The organism is Patiriisocius sp. 208BN25-11 (genome assembly GCF_058147145.1).
The window spans coordinates 341,113-358,453 of record NZ_JBYVJY010000001.1 but is presented as its reverse complement, the minus strand read 5'-3'; the positions used below and the strand labels follow the sequence as shown (position 1 = coordinate 358,453).

Below are 17,341 nucleotides of genomic sequence, written 5' to 3'. Positions count from 1 at the left end.
CATCTTCAAATTTTCAAATCATTTTACTGCCAACTGTTACTAAGCACTGAATACTTTTTTGTCGTTGGTCATTAGTCATTGGTCCTTAGAAGGTGATAGCTAGTAGGACGCTTCGCTTGTAGGGGGTAGTTTTTTGATTTATTTTAAACATATTAACTTTTCAAAGGAGCAAAGGAGCAAAGGAGCAAAGGAGCAAAGGAGCAAAGGAGCAAAGTTTCAAAGTTTCAAAGTTGGAAAGATCCACTTTCAAATCAACACATCTTCAAATTTTCAAATCATTTTACTGCCAACTGTTACTGAGCACTGAATACTTTTTTGTCGTTGGTCATTAGTCATTGGTCGTTGGTGGTAAATATTATTTTTGACTCTAAACTTTTGAATTTTATATTTTGACTTTTTTCCCATTCACGGTAATCAAGTAATAGCTAAAATGTTGAATTTTCAAATCAAAACATCTTCAAATTTTCAAATCATTTTACTGCCAACTGTTACTGAGCACTGAATACTTATTTTCTGTCATCCGTCATTTGTTTTGTCACCCTGATCTTGTCGAAAGGGAAATCATAAACTAAGTTGCAAAGTTATTTTTTTTTCAAAATTTAAAGGCACCCTTTAGGGCTGGGGTATCTCCCTATTGTAAAGTTTCAAAGTTGTATTTTCAAATCATCTCACTGCCAACTGCCACTGAGCACTGAATACTTTTATTCTGTAACATATTTCGATTTCTCCCGAATCTTCGGGATCAATTTCAAGCACATTCCCTATCTTTGATGTATTAAACAAACCAGCATTGGAATACCAGCTTCTTATCATTGTATTGTCGCTTATCTTTTCTGCTTTCTTTTCGGGGATGGAAATAGCTTACGTGTCTTCTAATAAGATACATATTGAAATAGAGAAGAAACAGCAAGGTTTTTTAGCTACAATTCTTAAGAGAATTACAAAAAGATCTTCAAAGTTTATCGCTACCATGCTTATTGGAAATAATATAGCATTGGTGATATATGGATTTTTTATGGGAGACCTTTTAATGGAATACATTCCATTAGTTGGACCCAGTGGGCTACTAGTCCAAACGCTAGTTTCTACCCTGGTTATTTTACTAACAGCAGAGTTTTTACCCAAAGTGTTTTTTCAGATCTATGCTAACGATTTGGTGAAGGTCTTTGCTGTTCCAGCCTATTTTTTTTACCTGCTTTTTACATTTATTTCAGAATTTGTTATTTGGATTTCCGACTTGGTGCTTAAATATGTTTTTAAAACAGATGGGGACAAAGTGCAACTCAGTTTCAGTAAAATTGAGTTAGGGAATTACATTAGCGAGCAAATGGAAACGGTAGAGACTGAAGATGAAATAGATTCTGAAATACAAATATTTCAAAACGCATTAGATTTTTCAGATATAAAATCTCGAGAAGTCATGATTCCTAGAACAGAAGTTGTAGCAGTCGATATTTCAACAGAGATCAAAGAACTTAATAGGCAATTTACAGATACTGGTCTTTCTAAAATCATTGTATTTAAAGAGAATATAGATGATGTTGTAGGGTATGTGCATTCTTTTGAGTTGTTTAAAAAACCAACTACAATAGAAGATGTATTGATGCCTGTTGTATTTGTTCCAGAAACAATGCTTGCAAAAGATGTACTTAATATTTTGAGTAAAAAACACAAGAGTATTGCTATTGTGATCGATGAGTATGGGGGCACAAGCGGAATCATTACTGTAGAAGATATCATCGAAGAACTCTTTGGAGAAATAGAAGATGAGCACGATAGTATTGCATTAACCGAAGAAGTGCTTGGTGAAAACCAATATACATTTTCGGCAAGGCTTGAAGTAGATTATTTGAATGAAACGTATAAGTTATCATTGCCAGAAGCAGAGCACTACGAAACGCTTGGAGGAATGATTGTGAGCTTTACAGAAGGAATTCCTGAAGCTGGAGAAACCGTTTTCATTGATGGGTATATCATAGAAATTTTAGAGGTCTCAAATACTAAAATTGACCTTGTTTCATTGAAGTCTTCAGGGGCAGAAGGATAGCTAAATTTTTGTAGACTGAACCTAATTATATCGCTTCTTATTTCAGAATACATACCCAACCTCTTTTACTGTAATTTTTTTAGCCAAAACTATTTTATTAGTGCAGGGAAAATGGTATTTTCGCCCACTAAATTAATGTGATCCTTACATGTAGAGGGATCTTAAATTATAAATGACAGATGGCAATATTAAATAGCATTCGAAAAAGAGGATTCTTCCTTATCATCATTATAGCATTGGCTCTTTTCTCATTCATCCTTGCAGATGTAATACGTAATGGTGGTTTTTCTTCAGAAAAATCATTAACGACGGTAGGAACTGTAAATGGAGAATCACTTACACGTGATACTTTTATGAAGCAAGTTGAGACTACGCAGCGTAACCTTGGTCAGAATGGTTCAACTGCGCAAGCAATGAATTTAGTTTGGGATCGTGAGTTAAGAAATGTACTACAACAACAGCAATACGATGCTTTAGGTTTAGTGGCAAATGCAGAACAATTAGGAGATTCATTTCGTTCAGCATTGGCAGGAAATGAAGTTTTTCAAGATGAAAATGGAAACTATAGTGAACTTAAAATGCAGGAATATGTTGCTAACGTTAGAGTAAATAATCCTACTGCATACCAACAATGGTTAGTTTTTGAAAACAACCTAAAAGGGAGTGCTTTACAAACAACATACTACAACTTGATTAAAGCAGGTATGAGAAGCACCTTGAGTGAAGGTGAACAACAATACCGTTTTGAAAATGATAAAATCAACATGCAATATGTGTATGTGCCGTACACAAAAATTCCTGATACAGAAGTAACGGTTACAGACGCTGAGATTGAAGCTTATATCAGAAAAAATGCAACAGATTTTGAAGTTGAGCCTCAAGTAGATATTCAATATATATCTTTTGCTGAAGAGCCCTCTGCAGCAGATATTACAGAAGCAGAAGCAGAGATAGCAAGTCTATTAAACGATCGCGAAGAATATAACTCAAGTATCAAAGCTACTGAAACTGTAAAAGGATTAAGGAATACAACAAACTACCAAGAGTTTGTAAATGATTATAGTGATGTGCCTTTTCAAGATAGATATTTCTTTAAAAGCGATCTTCCAGATGCAATATCCGACAGCATCTTTGCTACAGCAGTAGGAAGTGTATATGGTCCTTATAAATTGGACAATACCAATAATATTTCAAAAATTGTTGCCGAAAAGCAAATGCCAGACTCAGTTCAGTCTAGACATATCTTAATTAGATACCAAGGATCTTTTAGAGCTTCAGATGCAATTACACGTTCTAAAGAAGCTGCAAAAGCATTGGCAGATAGTATCAATGCAGTTGTAAAAAGAAGTCCGAGTAAATTTGAAGACTTAGCTAAAACACTGTCTGACGATACATCAAACAGTGAAAAAGGTGGGGATTTAGGATTCTCTGGTCCAGGGAAAATGGTGCCAACCTTTAACGATTTCCTGTTTAATAACAAGACTGGTGAAATTGGAGTAGTTGAAACTGATTTTGGATACCACGTTGTTGAAGTACAAGAACAGAAAAACATGCAGAGAGCCATTAAAATTGCTACTGTAACAAAAGAGGTGGAAGCTTCAGAGAAAACATTAAATGAAGTATTTGCTATGGCATCTAAATTTGAATTGGCTTCTCAAAAAGGAGATTTCACAGAAGTTGTGAAAGAACAAGGCTTGTCTACAAAACCTGTTAACAAAATTGGAGAGCTTGATGCAAACATCCCGGGAATTGGAAATAACCGTAGCATTATCAACTGGGCTTTTGAAGAAGATTCTAACGTTGGAGATGTGAAACGTTTTAGCATACCTGACGGATATGTAATTGTACAATTAACACGTAAGAGTCCTAAGGGATTAATGAGTGTTGCTGAAGCTTCTGCATTGGTTACTCCAAAAATCAGAAACGAGAAAAAGGCAGAAAAAATCAAAGCCACTATGAGTGGTGATGATTTAAGTACTATTGCAACTAACAATGGTGTTACTGTTCAAACAGCTACAGCTATTACCATGGCAGCACCAACCATCCCTGGTGCTGGAGCAGAGCCAACAGTAGTTGGAGCTGCATTTGCAAAAGCTGCTGGTGAATCTACTGGTGTTATCGCTGGAGAAAAAGGAGTGTTTAAAGTTCGTGTTACTGCTGTAAATAATGCACCTGCATTAGAGAATTATGCAACCTATGCAAATCAATTAAACAATGCAGCTACGCCAACGGTAAACACTAAGGTGTTCCAAGCATTAAAGAATGCTGCAGAAATTGAAGACAACAGAGCAAACTTCTTCTAGTCTTTTAAAAGATTTAATTCAGAAAAATCGCTTACTACTTAGTAAGCGATTTTTTTTTGAACATTTTTGAGATAACGAACGAATGTGCAAATGTAATTGCACCTAAAAATGAGAACAGTATAGGTAAGAAAAGGGATTTATTATCTTTAAAGTAAAATAAGAATAGACCAATTCCCAAAATAGAAATAAGCCATATAAGAAAAGAGGTTTTCAGATATTTCATAAAAGCACGCATAGAAACCTCTTTGTGCAAATAATCAAGTTGTTCAAAAATCGATGGGATGCTATGCCATAAAATAAAATAAATGCTAAAACTCCAAAGCAGATTTGAGATTTGAAAAACTAACGTAAATACAAAAAGTAACACCAGTTCATTTCCTATAAAATTTAGTTGTATTATCTTTTTATGGTATGCATATAGTACAAGTGCTAGATATGTTACAAAAGATGCTGTAATTAAAATGAAATACCAGCTATTTGAGATAATAATAGTTGCCATTTGATTTGTAATATCTGCTACTTCTTCTTTATTTAAATATAGTAATAACAGCACAACAAATGCACCGTATGATACATAAACAGCTTCTTTTAAAAACTTTTTTAGTAAAAGTGTTTTGTGGTACTGTTGTTCTCCAAAATGATATGCGCTAAAAAAAACAAACAAGATTAGCGCTAACATTGATGAGAAATAGAATAGTATTGAAGCTGAAAAAACAACAACTACATAAGTAATTAAAGGTATTAGGATACTTACATTTTCTTTATCAGTGCTTAACTTTTGTACAATAGAAATGTCATTACTTCCATGTAAAATTCCAAGTGTGAAAATAAAAAATAATGCAATGTAATTTTGCAAGTCATTAGGCACGTAGCTGGTAAGCCACAAGCAGAAAAATGTTAAAATTATTAATATATTCTTATTTCTCATGTGTTAAAATTATTAAAATATTAATAATGGTGATAAAAATTTGTGATTATGTTAAGATAACAGGTTTATTTCATTATCTACTTTTGTTCAACATTTAAACTAAAAAACTAAACATTATTATGGAACAAGTTACACAAACCATCGCTTTGATACCTAAATTATTACCAAATGATTATGTAGGTTTCACTTTTTTTGTAGGTGCAATGGCTATGATGGCCGCATCTGCCTTTTTCTTCTTTTCAATGAACGACTTCGATAAAAAATGGAAAACATCCATTTTAGTATCGGGTTTAATAACTTTTATTGCAGCAGTACATTACTGGTATATGAGAGATTATTGGTTCTCTAACCTAGAATCACCTACCTTCTTTAGGTATGTAGATTGGGTATTGACGGTACCTCTTATGTGCGTAGAGTTCTATTTAATCCTTAAAATAGCTGGTGCTAAAAAGAGCCTCATGTGGAAATTAATCATTTTATCTGTTATCATGTTGGTAACTGGTTATTTTGGAGAAGCAGTAGACAGAGACAACGCATGGTTATGGGGTCTTGCTTCTGGAATTGCATATTTTGTAATCGTTTATGAGATATGGCTTGGAGGCGCGGCGAAGCTTGCAAAACAAGCGGGAGGATCTATCCTAAAATCACATAAAATTCTATGCTGGTTTGTGCTTGTTGGTTGGGCAATCTATCCAGTTGGGTATATGGCAGGAACACCTGGATGGTATGAAGGTATTTTTGGTGGATTAAATATCGATGTTTTATATAACATTGCAGATGCTATCAATAAAATTGGATTTGGTTTAGTTATATATAACTTAGCAATACAACAAAGAGCTAACGCTTAAATCTTAAAAATAGAAAAAGCCCTCTTTCTGAGGGTTTTTTTTGTTTTAATAAAACTGATTATTATTTCAGTATCATATCGTTAAAAGGGATAATTGCAGTATATCCTTTGTTTCTGAAATATTCCATATCACTTTCACTTCCTGTTACCAATACAAAATCACCACCCCAAGCTCCAAGACTTTTGATAGTGTTTTTGTAGGTTGGGAATAAGGTTTCTTTTATTGTAGGTTGCGCTAAATGTGTAGCAATTATTTGTTCGTGTGCATTTAAAAGTCTTTCAAAATCTCGAAGTGAATAACACAGTAAAAGTTTCTTGCTGTAGTCAGTAATAGTTTCGATAAGCACAGGGTCTTTTTCTTTTGTTTTATAGGAAGCAATCCCTTTTTTACTGTCTTGTTTTTGGTTGAGGTGCACAAAAAACAACTGTTCCTTAAAATCCCAAGATAGGGTGCAGGGCTTCACGATAGGATCTGTAGTAGTCCTAGTGTAAAAAATAGGACTGTCGTGCTGTGCCGCAGCAATGTCGTAACCACTACCTCCAAAGCTTTCATGTAATAAACTAAAGGCGTCTATCTTTGCCCATTGTGCAATGTTGTTGACAAGGGTTGATGAGGTTCCCAATCCCCAGTCTCTTGGGAAATCCAACTGTGTTGTCACCAAAAGACCATTCGTGTTTCTTAGAAATGAAGCATTATGTTTTCTAGCAGTTTGTAATATGTTACAGAGTGTTTCTGAAATGGTACAGGGTGTAATTGGCTTTAGTGTGTCAAGATGTATCTCGGTTTCAAACCAAATATTGTTAGTAACATCTTTGCTGGTCCATTGTATGGTATTCTTGTTGGTTTCTGAAACTGTAAGCGATTGTCCATATTTTGTTGGGATAGCTAGCGCAGTAGCTCCATCTAATACGACATATTCGCCAGTAAGCAATAATTTACCATTGCTATAATATGTTTTGGATATACTCACTAGCTTCTTAGTTGTTCTACAAATGAAATAACAGCACTATGCGATACTTGATTTTCGGTAAAATGAGCGACAACAGCTTCTTTCTCTGTATCGGTAGCATTCACGCCATTTAAGATATTCATTAAGTGCATTTTCATGTGCCCCTTTTGAATCCCTGTAGTGACTAAAGAGCGCAGCGCCGCAAAGTTTTGAGCCAATCCAGCAACGGCAACAAGCTGCATTAATTCTTTGGCATTTGGTTTTTGAAGCAAATCAAAAGCAAAGCGCACCAAAGGATGTAATGAGGTGAGCCCTCCTACAGTTCCTAATGCTAATGGAAGTTCTATCCACATGGTAAAGGTTTCATTTTCTATGCTAGCATGCGTAAGACTACTATAGTTTCCTTCTTTTGCTGCATATGCATGTACGCCAGCTTCGACTGCTCTAAAGTCGTTTCCTGTTGCTAAAATGACAGCGTCAATACCATTCATAATGCCTTTGTTATGTGTTACCGCTCTTCTAGGAGTTGCTTTGGCAATAGCAATGGCGCGTACTATTTTTTCTGCAAATGCCTGGCCTGTTATGTTGGGTTGTGCTAGTTGGTCTACTGGGCAGGATACCGAGGCACGCACCAAACATTCTGGTACGTAGTTGGATAAAATACTCATCACCACCTCAGGGTAGGTATTAGTAGTGGTAAATGCAGGATAAGTTTTAGCTTCGTTTTCAAAAGTTTTTGCAAAGGTTTCCAGGCAAGTGTTTATGAAGTTAGCACCCATCGCGTCTAATGTTTCAAACGTGCAGTGTAATTGATAAAAACCTTCTAATGTTTCGGTTGCATTCACTAGGGTAATATCTAACAAACCGCCACCTCGTTTCTTCATATTGGTAGCAACGGCTTGAATACTGTTTGTTAGTTTGGGTTTCACAAACTCGAAAAAAGATTCCATGTCACTAACATTTCCGAAGAAATTAAAATGAACTTGTCCGTTTTTAGTCGTACTTAAGACTTCTGCTTTAAAACCGCCCTTGTCTAGCCAAAATTTGGCAGCATTACTAGCAGCTGCAACCACAGAGCTCTCCTCAATGACCATGGGGATGGTGTAGAGGGTATCATTTATCAAAAAATTTGGGGCAACCCCAAGCGGTAAATAATAATTAGAAATGGTGTTCTCTATAAAGTCGTCGTGCAATTTTTGTAGCGCTATATCACTATTCCAATAGGTTTCTAATACTTGGGTAGCTGTATGGTCTCCACCAAAGTAGGTTTGTGTAAGCCACGAAATCTTTTGAGTCTTAGAGAGTTTTGAAAATCCTGAAATGGGATTTGACATACTATTGTAATTTTAAAATACAAAGATAGTATAAAGCAAACGATGTAGCAGAAAAAGGTGTGCTTCGGAATTTTTAAAAATATTCATATGTTTTAAGGGTTTTACAAGTCCTTTTCCCTCGTATTTAACAGCAAAAAAGCCGCTCGTTTCATATAATTTTATTAAACTTGTGATAACAAAAATTTAACACATTGAATACTACAATCCTCGGCCGTTCTATACTACTTCTTCTCATCACTATTAGTACTACCCTTACGGCGCAACAAAAAGATATTACATTAGAAGAAATATGGAGTGGCGCCTTTAGAACCCAAGGTTTAGATGAATTACGTTCCTTGAAAAATGGAAAAGAATATGCAGTGCTAAATTACAACAGACGATCTAGTTCTTCTACCGTAGATGTATACGATTATAAAAGTGGTGACAAAGTAAGAACTTTAGTGTCTTCAAAAGATATTGAGGGTGTCAATTATTTTTTGACCTACACATTTAGCGATGACGAATCCAAATTGCTACTAGCAACAGATCTAGAGCAGATTTATAGACGTTCTTCTTTAGGAACCTTTTATGTGTATGATACCAAAACAAAAACGGCAACTTTGGTTTCTGAAAATAAAATTCAAGAGCCTGTTTTAAATGCTTCAGGAACAAAAGTAGCATACGGATACAATAACAACTTATACATTAAAAACCTTGTCTCGGGCACTACCACACAAATCACAAATGATGGTTTAAAAAACAGTATCATTAATGGTATTACCGACTGGGTGTACGAAGAAGAATTTGCCTTTGTACGTGCATTCGACTGGAACAAAGATGGAACTAAAATTGGCTACATTAAATTTGACGAAAGTGAAGTACCTCGTTTTTCTATGGATGTGTATGGTACCGACTTATATCCGAGTCAGCAGGTATTTAAATACCCAAAAGCGGGAGATCCTAATGCAAGGGTAAGTTTGCACTTGTATGATGTAGGAAGCAAAGAAACCAGTGATGTAGATTTATCAAAGTACAACAATTACTACATTCCTAGAATTAAGTGGACCAAAGATGCTAATGTATTGAGTGTACAAACGACCAACAGAAAGCAAAATGTAGTAGATCTTATTTTTGTAGATGCACGTAAAAATAGTACTTCTTTGGTGCGACAAGAAAAAGATGATGCGTATGTAGACATTACCGACAACCTTACATTTTTTGATGACAATAGCTTTATTTGGACCAGTGAGCGTGATGGTTGGAATCATATTTATCATTTTAATAAAAATGGAAAATTGAAAAACCAAATCACCAAAGGTGCTTGGGAGGTTACCAATTATTATGGCTACGATCCAAAAAGTGAAACGGTGTTTTATCAAAGCTCTGAGAATGGAAGTATCAATCGAGGTGTGTACAGTGTTGGTGTAGATGGAAACAATAAAAAATCGCTAGCAGCTAAAGAAGGAACGAATAGTGCTTCATTTAGTGCAGACTACACCTACTTTATCAACACATATCAAAGTGCAACTTCGCCAAGTGTGTATACGTTACATGATGCAAAAACGGGAAGTCTCGTAAAAGATATAAAAGACAATACATCCTTAGCAACAAAGGTAGCGGGTTATAAATTATCTCCAAAAGAGTTTTCTACCATTACAGTAAATGGTAATGAATTAAACATGTATACCATCAAGCCCTTAGATTTTGATGCGAGTAAGCAATACCCATTGTTTATGTATCAATATTCTGGTCCAGGTTCTCAAAATGTTGCCAACCGTTGGAACGGAAGTAACGATTACTGGCACCAAATGTTAGCCCAACAAGGTTATATTGTAGTGTGTGTAGATGGTAGAGGGACCGGATTAAAAGGCCGTGATTTTAAGAAAGTAACACAGTTAGAATTAGGAAAGTACGAAGTGCAAGATCAAATAGAAGCTGCCAAGCAATTAGGAGCCAGATCATATATAGACGCCAATCGTATTGGAATTTGGGGTTGGAGTTATGGCGGTTTTATGTCGAGTAACTGTTTGTTTCAAGGGGCAGATACCTTCTCGATGGCAATTGCAGTGGCACCTGTTACTAGCTGGAGATTCTATGACACCATCTACACAGAACGTTACATGACCACACCACAAGAAAATGCAGGAGGATACGATACTAATTCTCCAATGACGCACGTAGACAACTTAAAAGGAGATTTCTTATTGGTGCACGGTAGTGCAGATGACAATGTACATGTGCAAAACACTACGCGTTTGGTAGAAGCGCTGGTTCAAGCTAATAAAGACTTTGAGTGGGCTATTTACCCAGATAAGAATCACGGGATCTATGGAGGTAATACAAGGTTACACTTGTACACTAAAATGACCAATTTCATTAAAAAGAACTTATAATCAATTACTAATTAATAATCACTACTATGGAATTTAAATTTGGAGGTTCAGAAACGAACCAAAAAACAGTACTCGGGCATCCGTCTGGTTTATTTGTATTGTTCTTTACAGAAATGTGGGAGCGCTTCTCTTACTACGGGATGCGTGCACTTTTGGTACTTTTCTTAGTATCTTCAGTACTAGATGAAGGTTGGGGCTGGGAACGTTCTGAAGCTTTAGTTTTATATGCTTGGTACACAGGTTTGGTATACATTACACCTATTTTTGGAGGTCTCATTGCCGATAAACTTACTGGATATCGAAATGCGGTTGTAATAGGTGCCTTATTAATGACACTTGGACATGCATCTATGGCTTTGGAAGTATTTTCAGATCCGTTTTTCTATATTGGTCTTGGTTTATTAATTATTGGTAACGGTTTGTTTAAGCCGAATATTTCTTCAATGGTAGGTCAGTTATATTTAAATCAAGGAAAAGAAAAAGATGCTGGGTATACTATTTTCTATATGGGGATTAATGCAGGTGCCTTTTTAGGTATTTTACTATGTGGATATATAGGTGAATCTGTTGGTTGGCATTATGGATTTGGACTTGCAGGAATTTTTATGTTCTTTGGAATGTTACAATTTTATTTTGCTCAGGAAATATTTGGTCGTATTGGACTTTCTCCTCAAAAAACAACAGATTTTGACGATGCTATTGAAAACTCTTTAGAAGAGACAAAAGATGCTATTGAAGATACAGTAGAAGATGCTAAATCTGACAAGGTTACAAGAGATAGATTGATTGTAATTGGAATTCTAGCTTTCTTTACGATCTTTTTTTGGTGGGCATTTGAACAAGCCGGAGGTTCTATGACAATATTTGCTGCAGATTACACAGACAGAATATTAGAAGGAAGCGGCGCACTTACATTTAAGATATTTAATACGGTGCTCACCGTTGTTCCAATGTTAATTATTACATGGGTACTTGGTATGTTATTCAAACAAACCTTTGCAAAATATGCATTGTCTAATTTTTTATTAGGAACTAGTTTTGTTATCATTTGGGGAATTGTAATTTGGATGTTAGTAAGAGAATTCAACGCTGATGTCGCAGAAGTTAAAGCATCTTGGTTCGGGATTTTAAATTCCTTTTTTATTATTGCTTTTGCTCCCTTATTTTCTAAACTATGGCAAAGTAAGCTCAATCCTTCTGGTCCAGTAAAATTTGCTATTGGGTTAATTTTATTAGGATTAGGATTTGGAATTTTGGCTTACGGTTCAATGTCAATTCCATTAGGTGCTAAAACTGCTTCAGTGAGTATGATGTTCTTAGTTTTTGCATATTTATTCCATACCCTTGGAGAATTATGTGTGTCTCCTGTAGGACTTTCATATGTAAGTAAATTAGCTCCAGTTAAATTGGTTGGTTTGATGTTTGGTGTGTGGTTCGTAGCGAACTTTATTGCTAATACAGCAGCCGGTATTACAGGAAGTTATATGGATCCAATTCTAGAAGAAAAAGGACTTGCCTATTTCTTTATGATATTTACATTAATACCTATAGGTGCGGGGGTAGTAATGCTTATACTTAATAAAACATTACTTAAAATGATGCACGGTGTGCGTTAAGAATACAATTAATACATATAAAAAACGTTCCATATTTTGGAACGTTTTTTGTTTATACTAAATTATGAAAAAAATACTTTTACTATGTATTACGTTGCTTACAATGGCTACAGCAAGTGCTCAAAAGGAGATTAATTGGATGTCCATGAACGATGCCTTAGCAGCACAAGCGCAAGATGCAACCCCTAAACTAATCTTTATAGATATGTACACCAACTGGTGTGGTCCTTGTAAAATGCTAGACAGAAACACCTTTAGCAATCCAGATGTGATTGCCTATATAAACGAGCATTACTATCCTGTAAAATTTAATGCAGAAGGACAAGAGCCAGTAAGTTACATGGGTGCATCCTATGAAAATCCAAGCTTCGATCCTGCAAAAGCTATGCGTAGAAATTTTCAGCACCAATTTGCTAGACACTTAGGGATTAGAGCCTATCCAACACTTGCTTTTTTAAACCAAAAAGGAGAATTGCTAACCACCGTAAAAAGTTATAGAACGCCGCAACAACTAGAACTATACTTAAAGTTATTTGCATCGGGTGAGTATCTAAACTTAAAAACGCAAGACGAATTTAATAGTTATGCAGAGAACTTCAAACCTGCTTTTATAGAGTAAGTTCTAAGGCTCATAAACGACGTATTACTTATGAAAACAATATTCCTTTTCCTAACGTTTCTTTTAGCTACAACAATTTTGTCTGCTCAAAAAATTGAGTGGATGACGATGAACGAAGCATTGGCCGCTCAAAAAGAAACGCCCAAAAAAATCTTTATGGATGTGTATACTACCTGGTGTGGTCCTTGTAAATTATTAGATAAGAACACTTTTAGCAATCCAGATGTGATTGCCTATATAAATGAACATTACTACGCTGTAAAGTTCAACGCAGAAGGACAAGAGCCCGTAACTTTTGAAGACTTTACCTATACCAATCCAAATTATAGAGAGGGTAGACGTGGTAGAAACGCTACACATTTTTTTGCAGATGCTTTGAAACTACAAGGCTATCCGAGTCTGGTGTTTTTTGAAAGTGACGGCTCCCTTATCCAAGCAGTGCCAGGATATAAAACACCAGAACAGCTAGAGTTGTTTTTAAAAATGATTGCCAGTGACGATTATAAAGAAGTTACAACTGGGGAAAAATGGCAGGCATATCAAGAAAATTTTAAGAGTACTTTTAAAAGTAAATAGTGCTTACTCCCATATAAAAGCTCCCTTTTCATAGGTACTATGGAAGGGGATATTTTTTTGCGCACAGGTTTCTTTCCACCGTGCTACATAGCTTTTATAGTTACTTCCATCTGCAATAATATAATGCGGCTGTATGCTGTCTATAAATCGCGCGAGATTGACTTTGGTACTTTGTGTTAAAACCACCATTGGATTTTTAAGGGTTGTCGGATACATCGCAATACTATCTAAAACCAAAATTTGGGTATCTCCATACCGAAACAATTGCGGGATTTTTTCTTCGGAAATGTTCTTACAACCGGTTCCTGTTTTAAAATCCGAAAGTACGTTACGATTTCTAGAAGATAGTGAGTCACTATACAAAACCGTAAGTTTTTCTTGCTCTTGTACGGCAACTAAGCTTTGTTTGTGTTGCTGAAATATAACGAGTCGAGAAGGCTTCCTGTACCTTTGTTCTAAAGTCAGGATGAGTATAATACCACAGACACTAAACAACCATAGTCTTAGATTGTTATAGTTCCACCGATACCAAAGAAGCACACTAGCAATAAGACAAGCATAGCTAGCGAGTAAAAGTTCCATTGAAAATGAAATTTCAGTAAATAGAAAAGCATCTTGTGCTGCAATCCATGAAATGAAATTATTAAGCATCTTAATAGTATGTCCATAACATACAGCTATAATGTCTGGGAGTACAGAGCAATACGCAAGAACAACAACTAAAATACCTATCCCCAAAATGCTACCTAATAAGGGAAGTACAACAATATTGGTAATAAAAAATAAGCCTGGAAATTGATGGAAGTAATACATGCTTAAAGGAGCCAGTCCTATTTGTGCCGCCAAGGTTACGGTACTAGTATTCCAAATCAAGGTGCCTAGTTTGGTCTTTGGAGTATAATAAGAGGAGAGTTTGGGTTGTAGCATTAAAATGGCAAACACCGCCAAATAACTTAATTGAAATCCTACATGAAAGAGAAATAAAGGATTGTAAAGCAACAAGCTAATAAACGAGAGACTTAAGGTATTGATCGTGCTTGTTTTTCTATGAAGCGATTTTGCGATTGCAAAAAAGCTAAACATAGTCACAGCTCTAGAGACAGAGGGTGATAATCCAGTTAAAACGGCATATCCCCATAAGCAAACTACAATACAAATACTTTGTACAAGCGCTCCTCTTTTAAATTTTTTAACCCGAGAAAAAAGGAAAAGCAATACTGCATAAAAAATGCCCACATGCAATCCAGAAACTGCTAATATGTGTATGGCTCCTGCATTAGCATAGGTTTCGTATTGTTGTTTATCTATGTTTCGTTTTTGTCCTAATACTAAGGCTTCAATGATAGCGAGTTCTCTTTGTTGTATAGTACTTGCTTCCAATTTGGCAATGCATTGGTTTCTGAAATCTTCAGCCATGCCTTTAAGGGAACGATCATGGGTGTCACTTTTTAAAATTTCCGAAGAAGAAATAAAGATTTGATGATATATGCCTTGCTTCTGTAAATAGTTAGCATAGTTAAATTGAAAGGGGTTTTTAGGTGGATTTACTTTTTTAAAAGGTGATTGAAATAACAGTTTTGTGTCTATAGATAGCGCTTTTGAAACACTATCTTTTGTAATGTTTAAAAGGACCTTCCCTTTTTTTGGTTGTCCATTTACTGCCGAAATATTTGCCACGTATTTTTGATGATACCTACTTGGTTTTAAAACTTCTGTGATACGAAGCTGTATAAAAGGAGTGTTAGTAGCTGCTATATGACTGTAATGATTTGTTTGAAATTGCGGCAGTGTGCGTTGGTATAGAAAGCAACCCATACTTATAAAAAAGAAAAATAAAATACAGCCAAACCAAAGTGTATTGAACAATTTTTTACGTTGTAGCAACCATAAAATGCCCAAAAGCAAAAGCCCTAAACAAACAAATGGTAGTAAAGGCAGGAGTATTTCAGCACTATAAAAACCAAGTAAAATACCACTAGCAAGTGCTATGGCAATAAGGATGATAATAGGGTTTATGTATTTCAATGTATAGGTGTAGTGTACCTATAACTTTGGGAGTCACTTTAAAAATACTAAAAAATTACAAGATACTACGCGCTTCTACAAAAGCACTTTTCCAATAGCGTTCTTCCAGAGAAGAAATAATAACGCCTTTAGAAGAGCTGGAGTGTATAAATTTAAGCGTACCTCCAGAGTTTGAAACCACCAAGCCTACATGATTAATTTGATTGCTGTTTTTGTTGGTTCTAAAAAAAACCAAATCACCTGCGTTAGCTTTGCTTGTGGTGATGCGCTTTCCTCTTTTTGCCATGTCTCTTGAAACGCGGGGTAGTTGAATGCCTTCTTGCTGAAATGACACATAGACTAATCCAGAGCAATCCATTCCGTTTTTGGTAGTACCGCCAAATTTATAACGGGTTCCTTGAAAGGTTTTGGCATAGTCTACAATAGAACTAGAGGCTCCACGGTTGGAAGAATTAGAAACACGTGTGCTAGTTTTTGCGGTTCTTTTTGAGGAAGTCGTTTTTTTTGATCCTCCACAGGAAATGATAAAAAAAGCGAAACATAAAATTGTAAAATACTTAGCCATTTGGGGTGGTTTGTAAGTTTAAACCCTAAATGTAGAATATTTATTTTACAGCGTCAACAATTAATTGAGCCGTTTTCTCGCTAGCGCCTTTTCCTCCTAATTTTTGCTCTAAATCATAATACTCTAAAAAGAGGCTGGCTCTGTGGTAGTCATCCAGTAATTTGTTCAACTCTTTTGCGAGCTGGATTGTATTAAACTCCCCTTGAATGAGCTCAGTCACTACTTCTTTGTCTAGTATAAGATTGACTAGCGAAATATATTTAAGATTAATAACACGTCTAGCAATGGCTACAGAAATAGCATTTCCTTTATAACAAACAACTTGTGGAACTTTAAATAATGCAGTCTCTAAGGTTGCAGTTCCCGAGGTAACTAGTGCAGCATGGGCAACCGATAATAAATCATAGGTTTTATTGAGCAGTAAGTGTACATTTTGCTTTTTGATAAATGGCTCATAAAAAGAAGCATCTTGACTCGGCGCTCCCGCAATGACAAACTGGTAGTCAGAAAATTGATCTGTGACCGATAGCATTACAGAAAGCATCTTAGAAATTTCTTGTTTTCTACTTCCCGGGAGTAATGCAATAATGGGTCTGTCATCAAGACCATGTATTTCTGCAAATGTTTTGGGGTCTATAAGGGCTCTATTTGCAATTGCATCAATGAGCGGGTGTCCTACAAAATGAACAGGAAATTGATGTTTGTCCTCGTAGAAATCCTTCTCAAAAGGAAGAATCACGTACATGGCATCAACATCTCTTTTAATGTCTTTAATTCTACCTTCTTTCCATGCCCAAATTTGAGGTGATATATAATACTGTGTATTAATTTTTTCTTGTTTTGCCCATTTGGCAATACGTAAATTAAATCCTGGGTAATCTATAAAAATAAGCGCATCGGGCTGGTACTCGAGGATGTCTTTTTTACAAAGGCTAATATTTTTAAGAATGGTTCTTAAATTAAATAGCACTTCAATAAAACCCATAAAGGCAAGATCTCGATAGTGCTTCACTAAGGTGCCTCCTTGTTCTTGCATTAAATCACCACCCCAAAACCTAAAAGTGGCATCTGGGTCTTTGGCTTTGAGTGCTTTCATGAGATTGGCGCCATGCAAATCTCCCGAAGCTTCTCCTGCAATGATGTAATACTTCATAGGTGT

At 35.7% G+C, this 17,341-nt stretch carries 13 protein-coding genes; 7 read left to right on the top strand and 6 right to left on the bottom strand.

Going from position 1 to position 17,341, the window contains the following annotated elements:
* Window positions 1–790 precede the first annotated feature (790 nt).
* Entirely contained in the window at window positions 791–2,047 is a 1,257-nt protein-coding gene (locus ACY2RS_RS01735) for a hemolysin family protein (protein ID WP_490096870.1), read from the top strand.
* A gap of 179 nt (window positions 2,048–2,226) precedes the next feature.
* Entirely contained in the window at window positions 2,227–4,350 is a 2,124-nt protein-coding gene (locus tag ACY2RS_RS01730) for a SurA N-terminal domain-containing protein (protein ID WP_490096869.1), read from the top strand.
* Between the two features lie 34 nt (window positions 4,351–4,384).
* Here ACY2RS_RS01730 and ACY2RS_RS01725 read toward each other — a convergent pair whose 3' ends face one another.
* Entirely contained in the window at window positions 4,385–5,278 is an 894-nt protein-coding gene (locus ACY2RS_RS01725) for a Brp/Blh family beta-carotene 15,15'-dioxygenase (protein WP_490096868.1), read from the bottom strand.
* 119 nt (window positions 5,279–5,397) lie between these two features.
* Between ACY2RS_RS01725 and ACY2RS_RS01720 the strand changes: the two genes are divergently transcribed.
* On the top strand, window positions 5,398–6,126 hold the full coding sequence (locus ACY2RS_RS01720; protein ID WP_490096867.1) for a bacteriorhodopsin-like: 729 nt from the start codon (window positions 5,398–5,400) through the stop codon (window positions 6,124–6,126).
* A gap of 61 nt (window positions 6,127–6,187) precedes the next feature.
* Here ACY2RS_RS01720 and ACY2RS_RS01715 read toward each other — a convergent pair whose 3' ends face one another.
* Together ACY2RS_RS01715 and ACY2RS_RS01710 are read right to left on the bottom strand one after the other, a co-directional pair.
* Entirely contained in the window at window positions 6,188–7,096 is a 909-nt protein-coding gene (locus tag ACY2RS_RS01715) for a GYDIA family GHMP kinase (RefSeq protein WP_490096866.1), read from the bottom strand.
* A complete protein-coding gene (locus tag ACY2RS_RS01710; RefSeq protein ID WP_490096865.1) occupies window positions 7,096–8,409 on the bottom strand; it encodes a hydroxymethylglutaryl-CoA reductase, degradative in 1,314 nt (437 codons plus the stop codon). Before ACY2RS_RS01710 ends, ACY2RS_RS01715 begins: the two co-directional genes overlap by 1 nt.
* A 191-nt stretch (window positions 8,410–8,600) precedes the next feature.
* Between ACY2RS_RS01710 and ACY2RS_RS01705 the strand changes: the two genes are divergently transcribed.
* From ACY2RS_RS01705 to ACY2RS_RS01690, 4 genes are all read left to right on the top strand, one after another.
* Window positions 8,601–10,781, top strand: coding sequence for a S9 family peptidase (locus ACY2RS_RS01705; protein WP_490096864.1), 2,181 nt, complete (start codon window positions 8,601–8,603; stop codon window positions 10,779–10,781).
* A 26-nt stretch (window positions 10,782–10,807) separates the two neighbouring features.
* The gene (locus tag ACY2RS_RS01700; protein WP_490096863.1) at window positions 10,808–12,397 is read left to right on the top strand and encodes a peptide MFS transporter; all 1,590 of its coding nucleotides are present in this window, start codon (window positions 10,808–10,810) and stop codon (window positions 12,395–12,397) included.
* A 64-nt stretch (window positions 12,398–12,461) separates the two neighbouring features.
* Complete coding sequence (locus tag ACY2RS_RS01695) at window positions 12,462–13,016, top strand: thioredoxin family protein (protein WP_490096862.1); 555 nt, start codon at window positions 12,462–12,464, stop codon at window positions 13,014–13,016.
* 30 nt (window positions 13,017–13,046) lie between these two features.
* Window positions 13,047–13,592, top strand: a complete 546-nt coding sequence (locus tag ACY2RS_RS01690) for a thioredoxin family protein (protein ID WP_490096861.1) — start codon at window positions 13,047–13,049, stop codon at window positions 13,590–13,592.
* 3 nt (window positions 13,593–13,595) lie between these two features.
* On the opposite strand, the gene ACY2RS_RS01685 is transcribed toward ACY2RS_RS01690, so the two are convergent.
* Genes ACY2RS_RS01685 through lpxB form a run of 3 tightly spaced genes read right to left on the bottom strand, consistent with a single transcriptional unit; the run spans window position 13,596 to window position 17,335 of the window.
* The gene (locus tag ACY2RS_RS01685; protein ID WP_490096860.1) at window positions 13,596–15,617 is read right to left on the bottom strand and encodes a ComEC/Rec2 family competence protein; all 2,022 of its coding nucleotides are present in this window, start codon (window positions 15,615–15,617) and stop codon (window positions 13,596–13,598) included.
* A 55-nt stretch (window positions 15,618–15,672) separates the two neighbouring features.
* Window positions 15,673–16,182, bottom strand: coding sequence for a C40 family peptidase (locus ACY2RS_RS01680; protein ID WP_490096859.1), 510 nt, complete (start codon window positions 16,180–16,182; stop codon window positions 15,673–15,675).
* Between the two features lie 40 nt (window positions 16,183–16,222).
* Complete coding sequence (gene lpxB, locus ACY2RS_RS01675; RefSeq protein ID WP_490096858.1) at window positions 16,223–17,335, bottom strand: lipid-A-disaccharide synthase; 1,113 nt, start codon at window positions 17,333–17,335, stop codon at window positions 16,223–16,225.
* Window positions 17,336–17,341 lie beyond the last annotated feature (6 nt).

Bases quoted from the DNA above. Each gene is read 5' to 3' on its own strand.
- ACY2RS_RS01730 (WP_490096869.1), top strand. From the start codon at position 2,227: ATGGCAATATTAAATAGCATTCGAAAAAGAGGATTCTTCCTTATCATC.
- ACY2RS_RS01725 (WP_490096868.1), bottom strand. From the start codon at position 5,278: ATGAGAAATAAGAATATATTAATAATTTTAACATTTTTCTGCTTGTGG.
- ACY2RS_RS01720 (WP_490096867.1), top strand. From the start codon at position 5,398: ATGGAACAAGTTACACAAACCATCGCTTTGATACCTAAATTATTACCA.
- ACY2RS_RS01710 (WP_490096865.1), bottom strand. From the start codon at position 8,409: ATGTCAAATCCCATTTCAGGATTTTCAAAACTCTCTAAGACTCAAAAG.
- ACY2RS_RS01700 (WP_490096863.1), top strand. From the start codon at position 10,808: ATGGAATTTAAATTTGGAGGTTCAGAAACGAACCAAAAAACAGTACTC.
- ACY2RS_RS01695 (WP_490096862.1), top strand. From the start codon at position 12,462: ATGAAAAAAATACTTTTACTATGTATTACGTTGCTTACAATGGCTACA.
- ACY2RS_RS01690 (WP_490096861.1), top strand. From the start codon at position 13,047: ATGAAAACAATATTCCTTTTCCTAACGTTTCTTTTAGCTACAACAATT.
- ACY2RS_RS01680 (WP_490096859.1), bottom strand. From the start codon at position 16,182: ATGGCTAAGTATTTTACAATTTTATGTTTCGCTTTTTTTATCATTTCC.
- lpxB (WP_490096858.1), bottom strand. From the start codon at position 17,335: ATGAAGTATTACATCATTGCAGGAGAAGCTTCGGGAGATTTGCATGGC.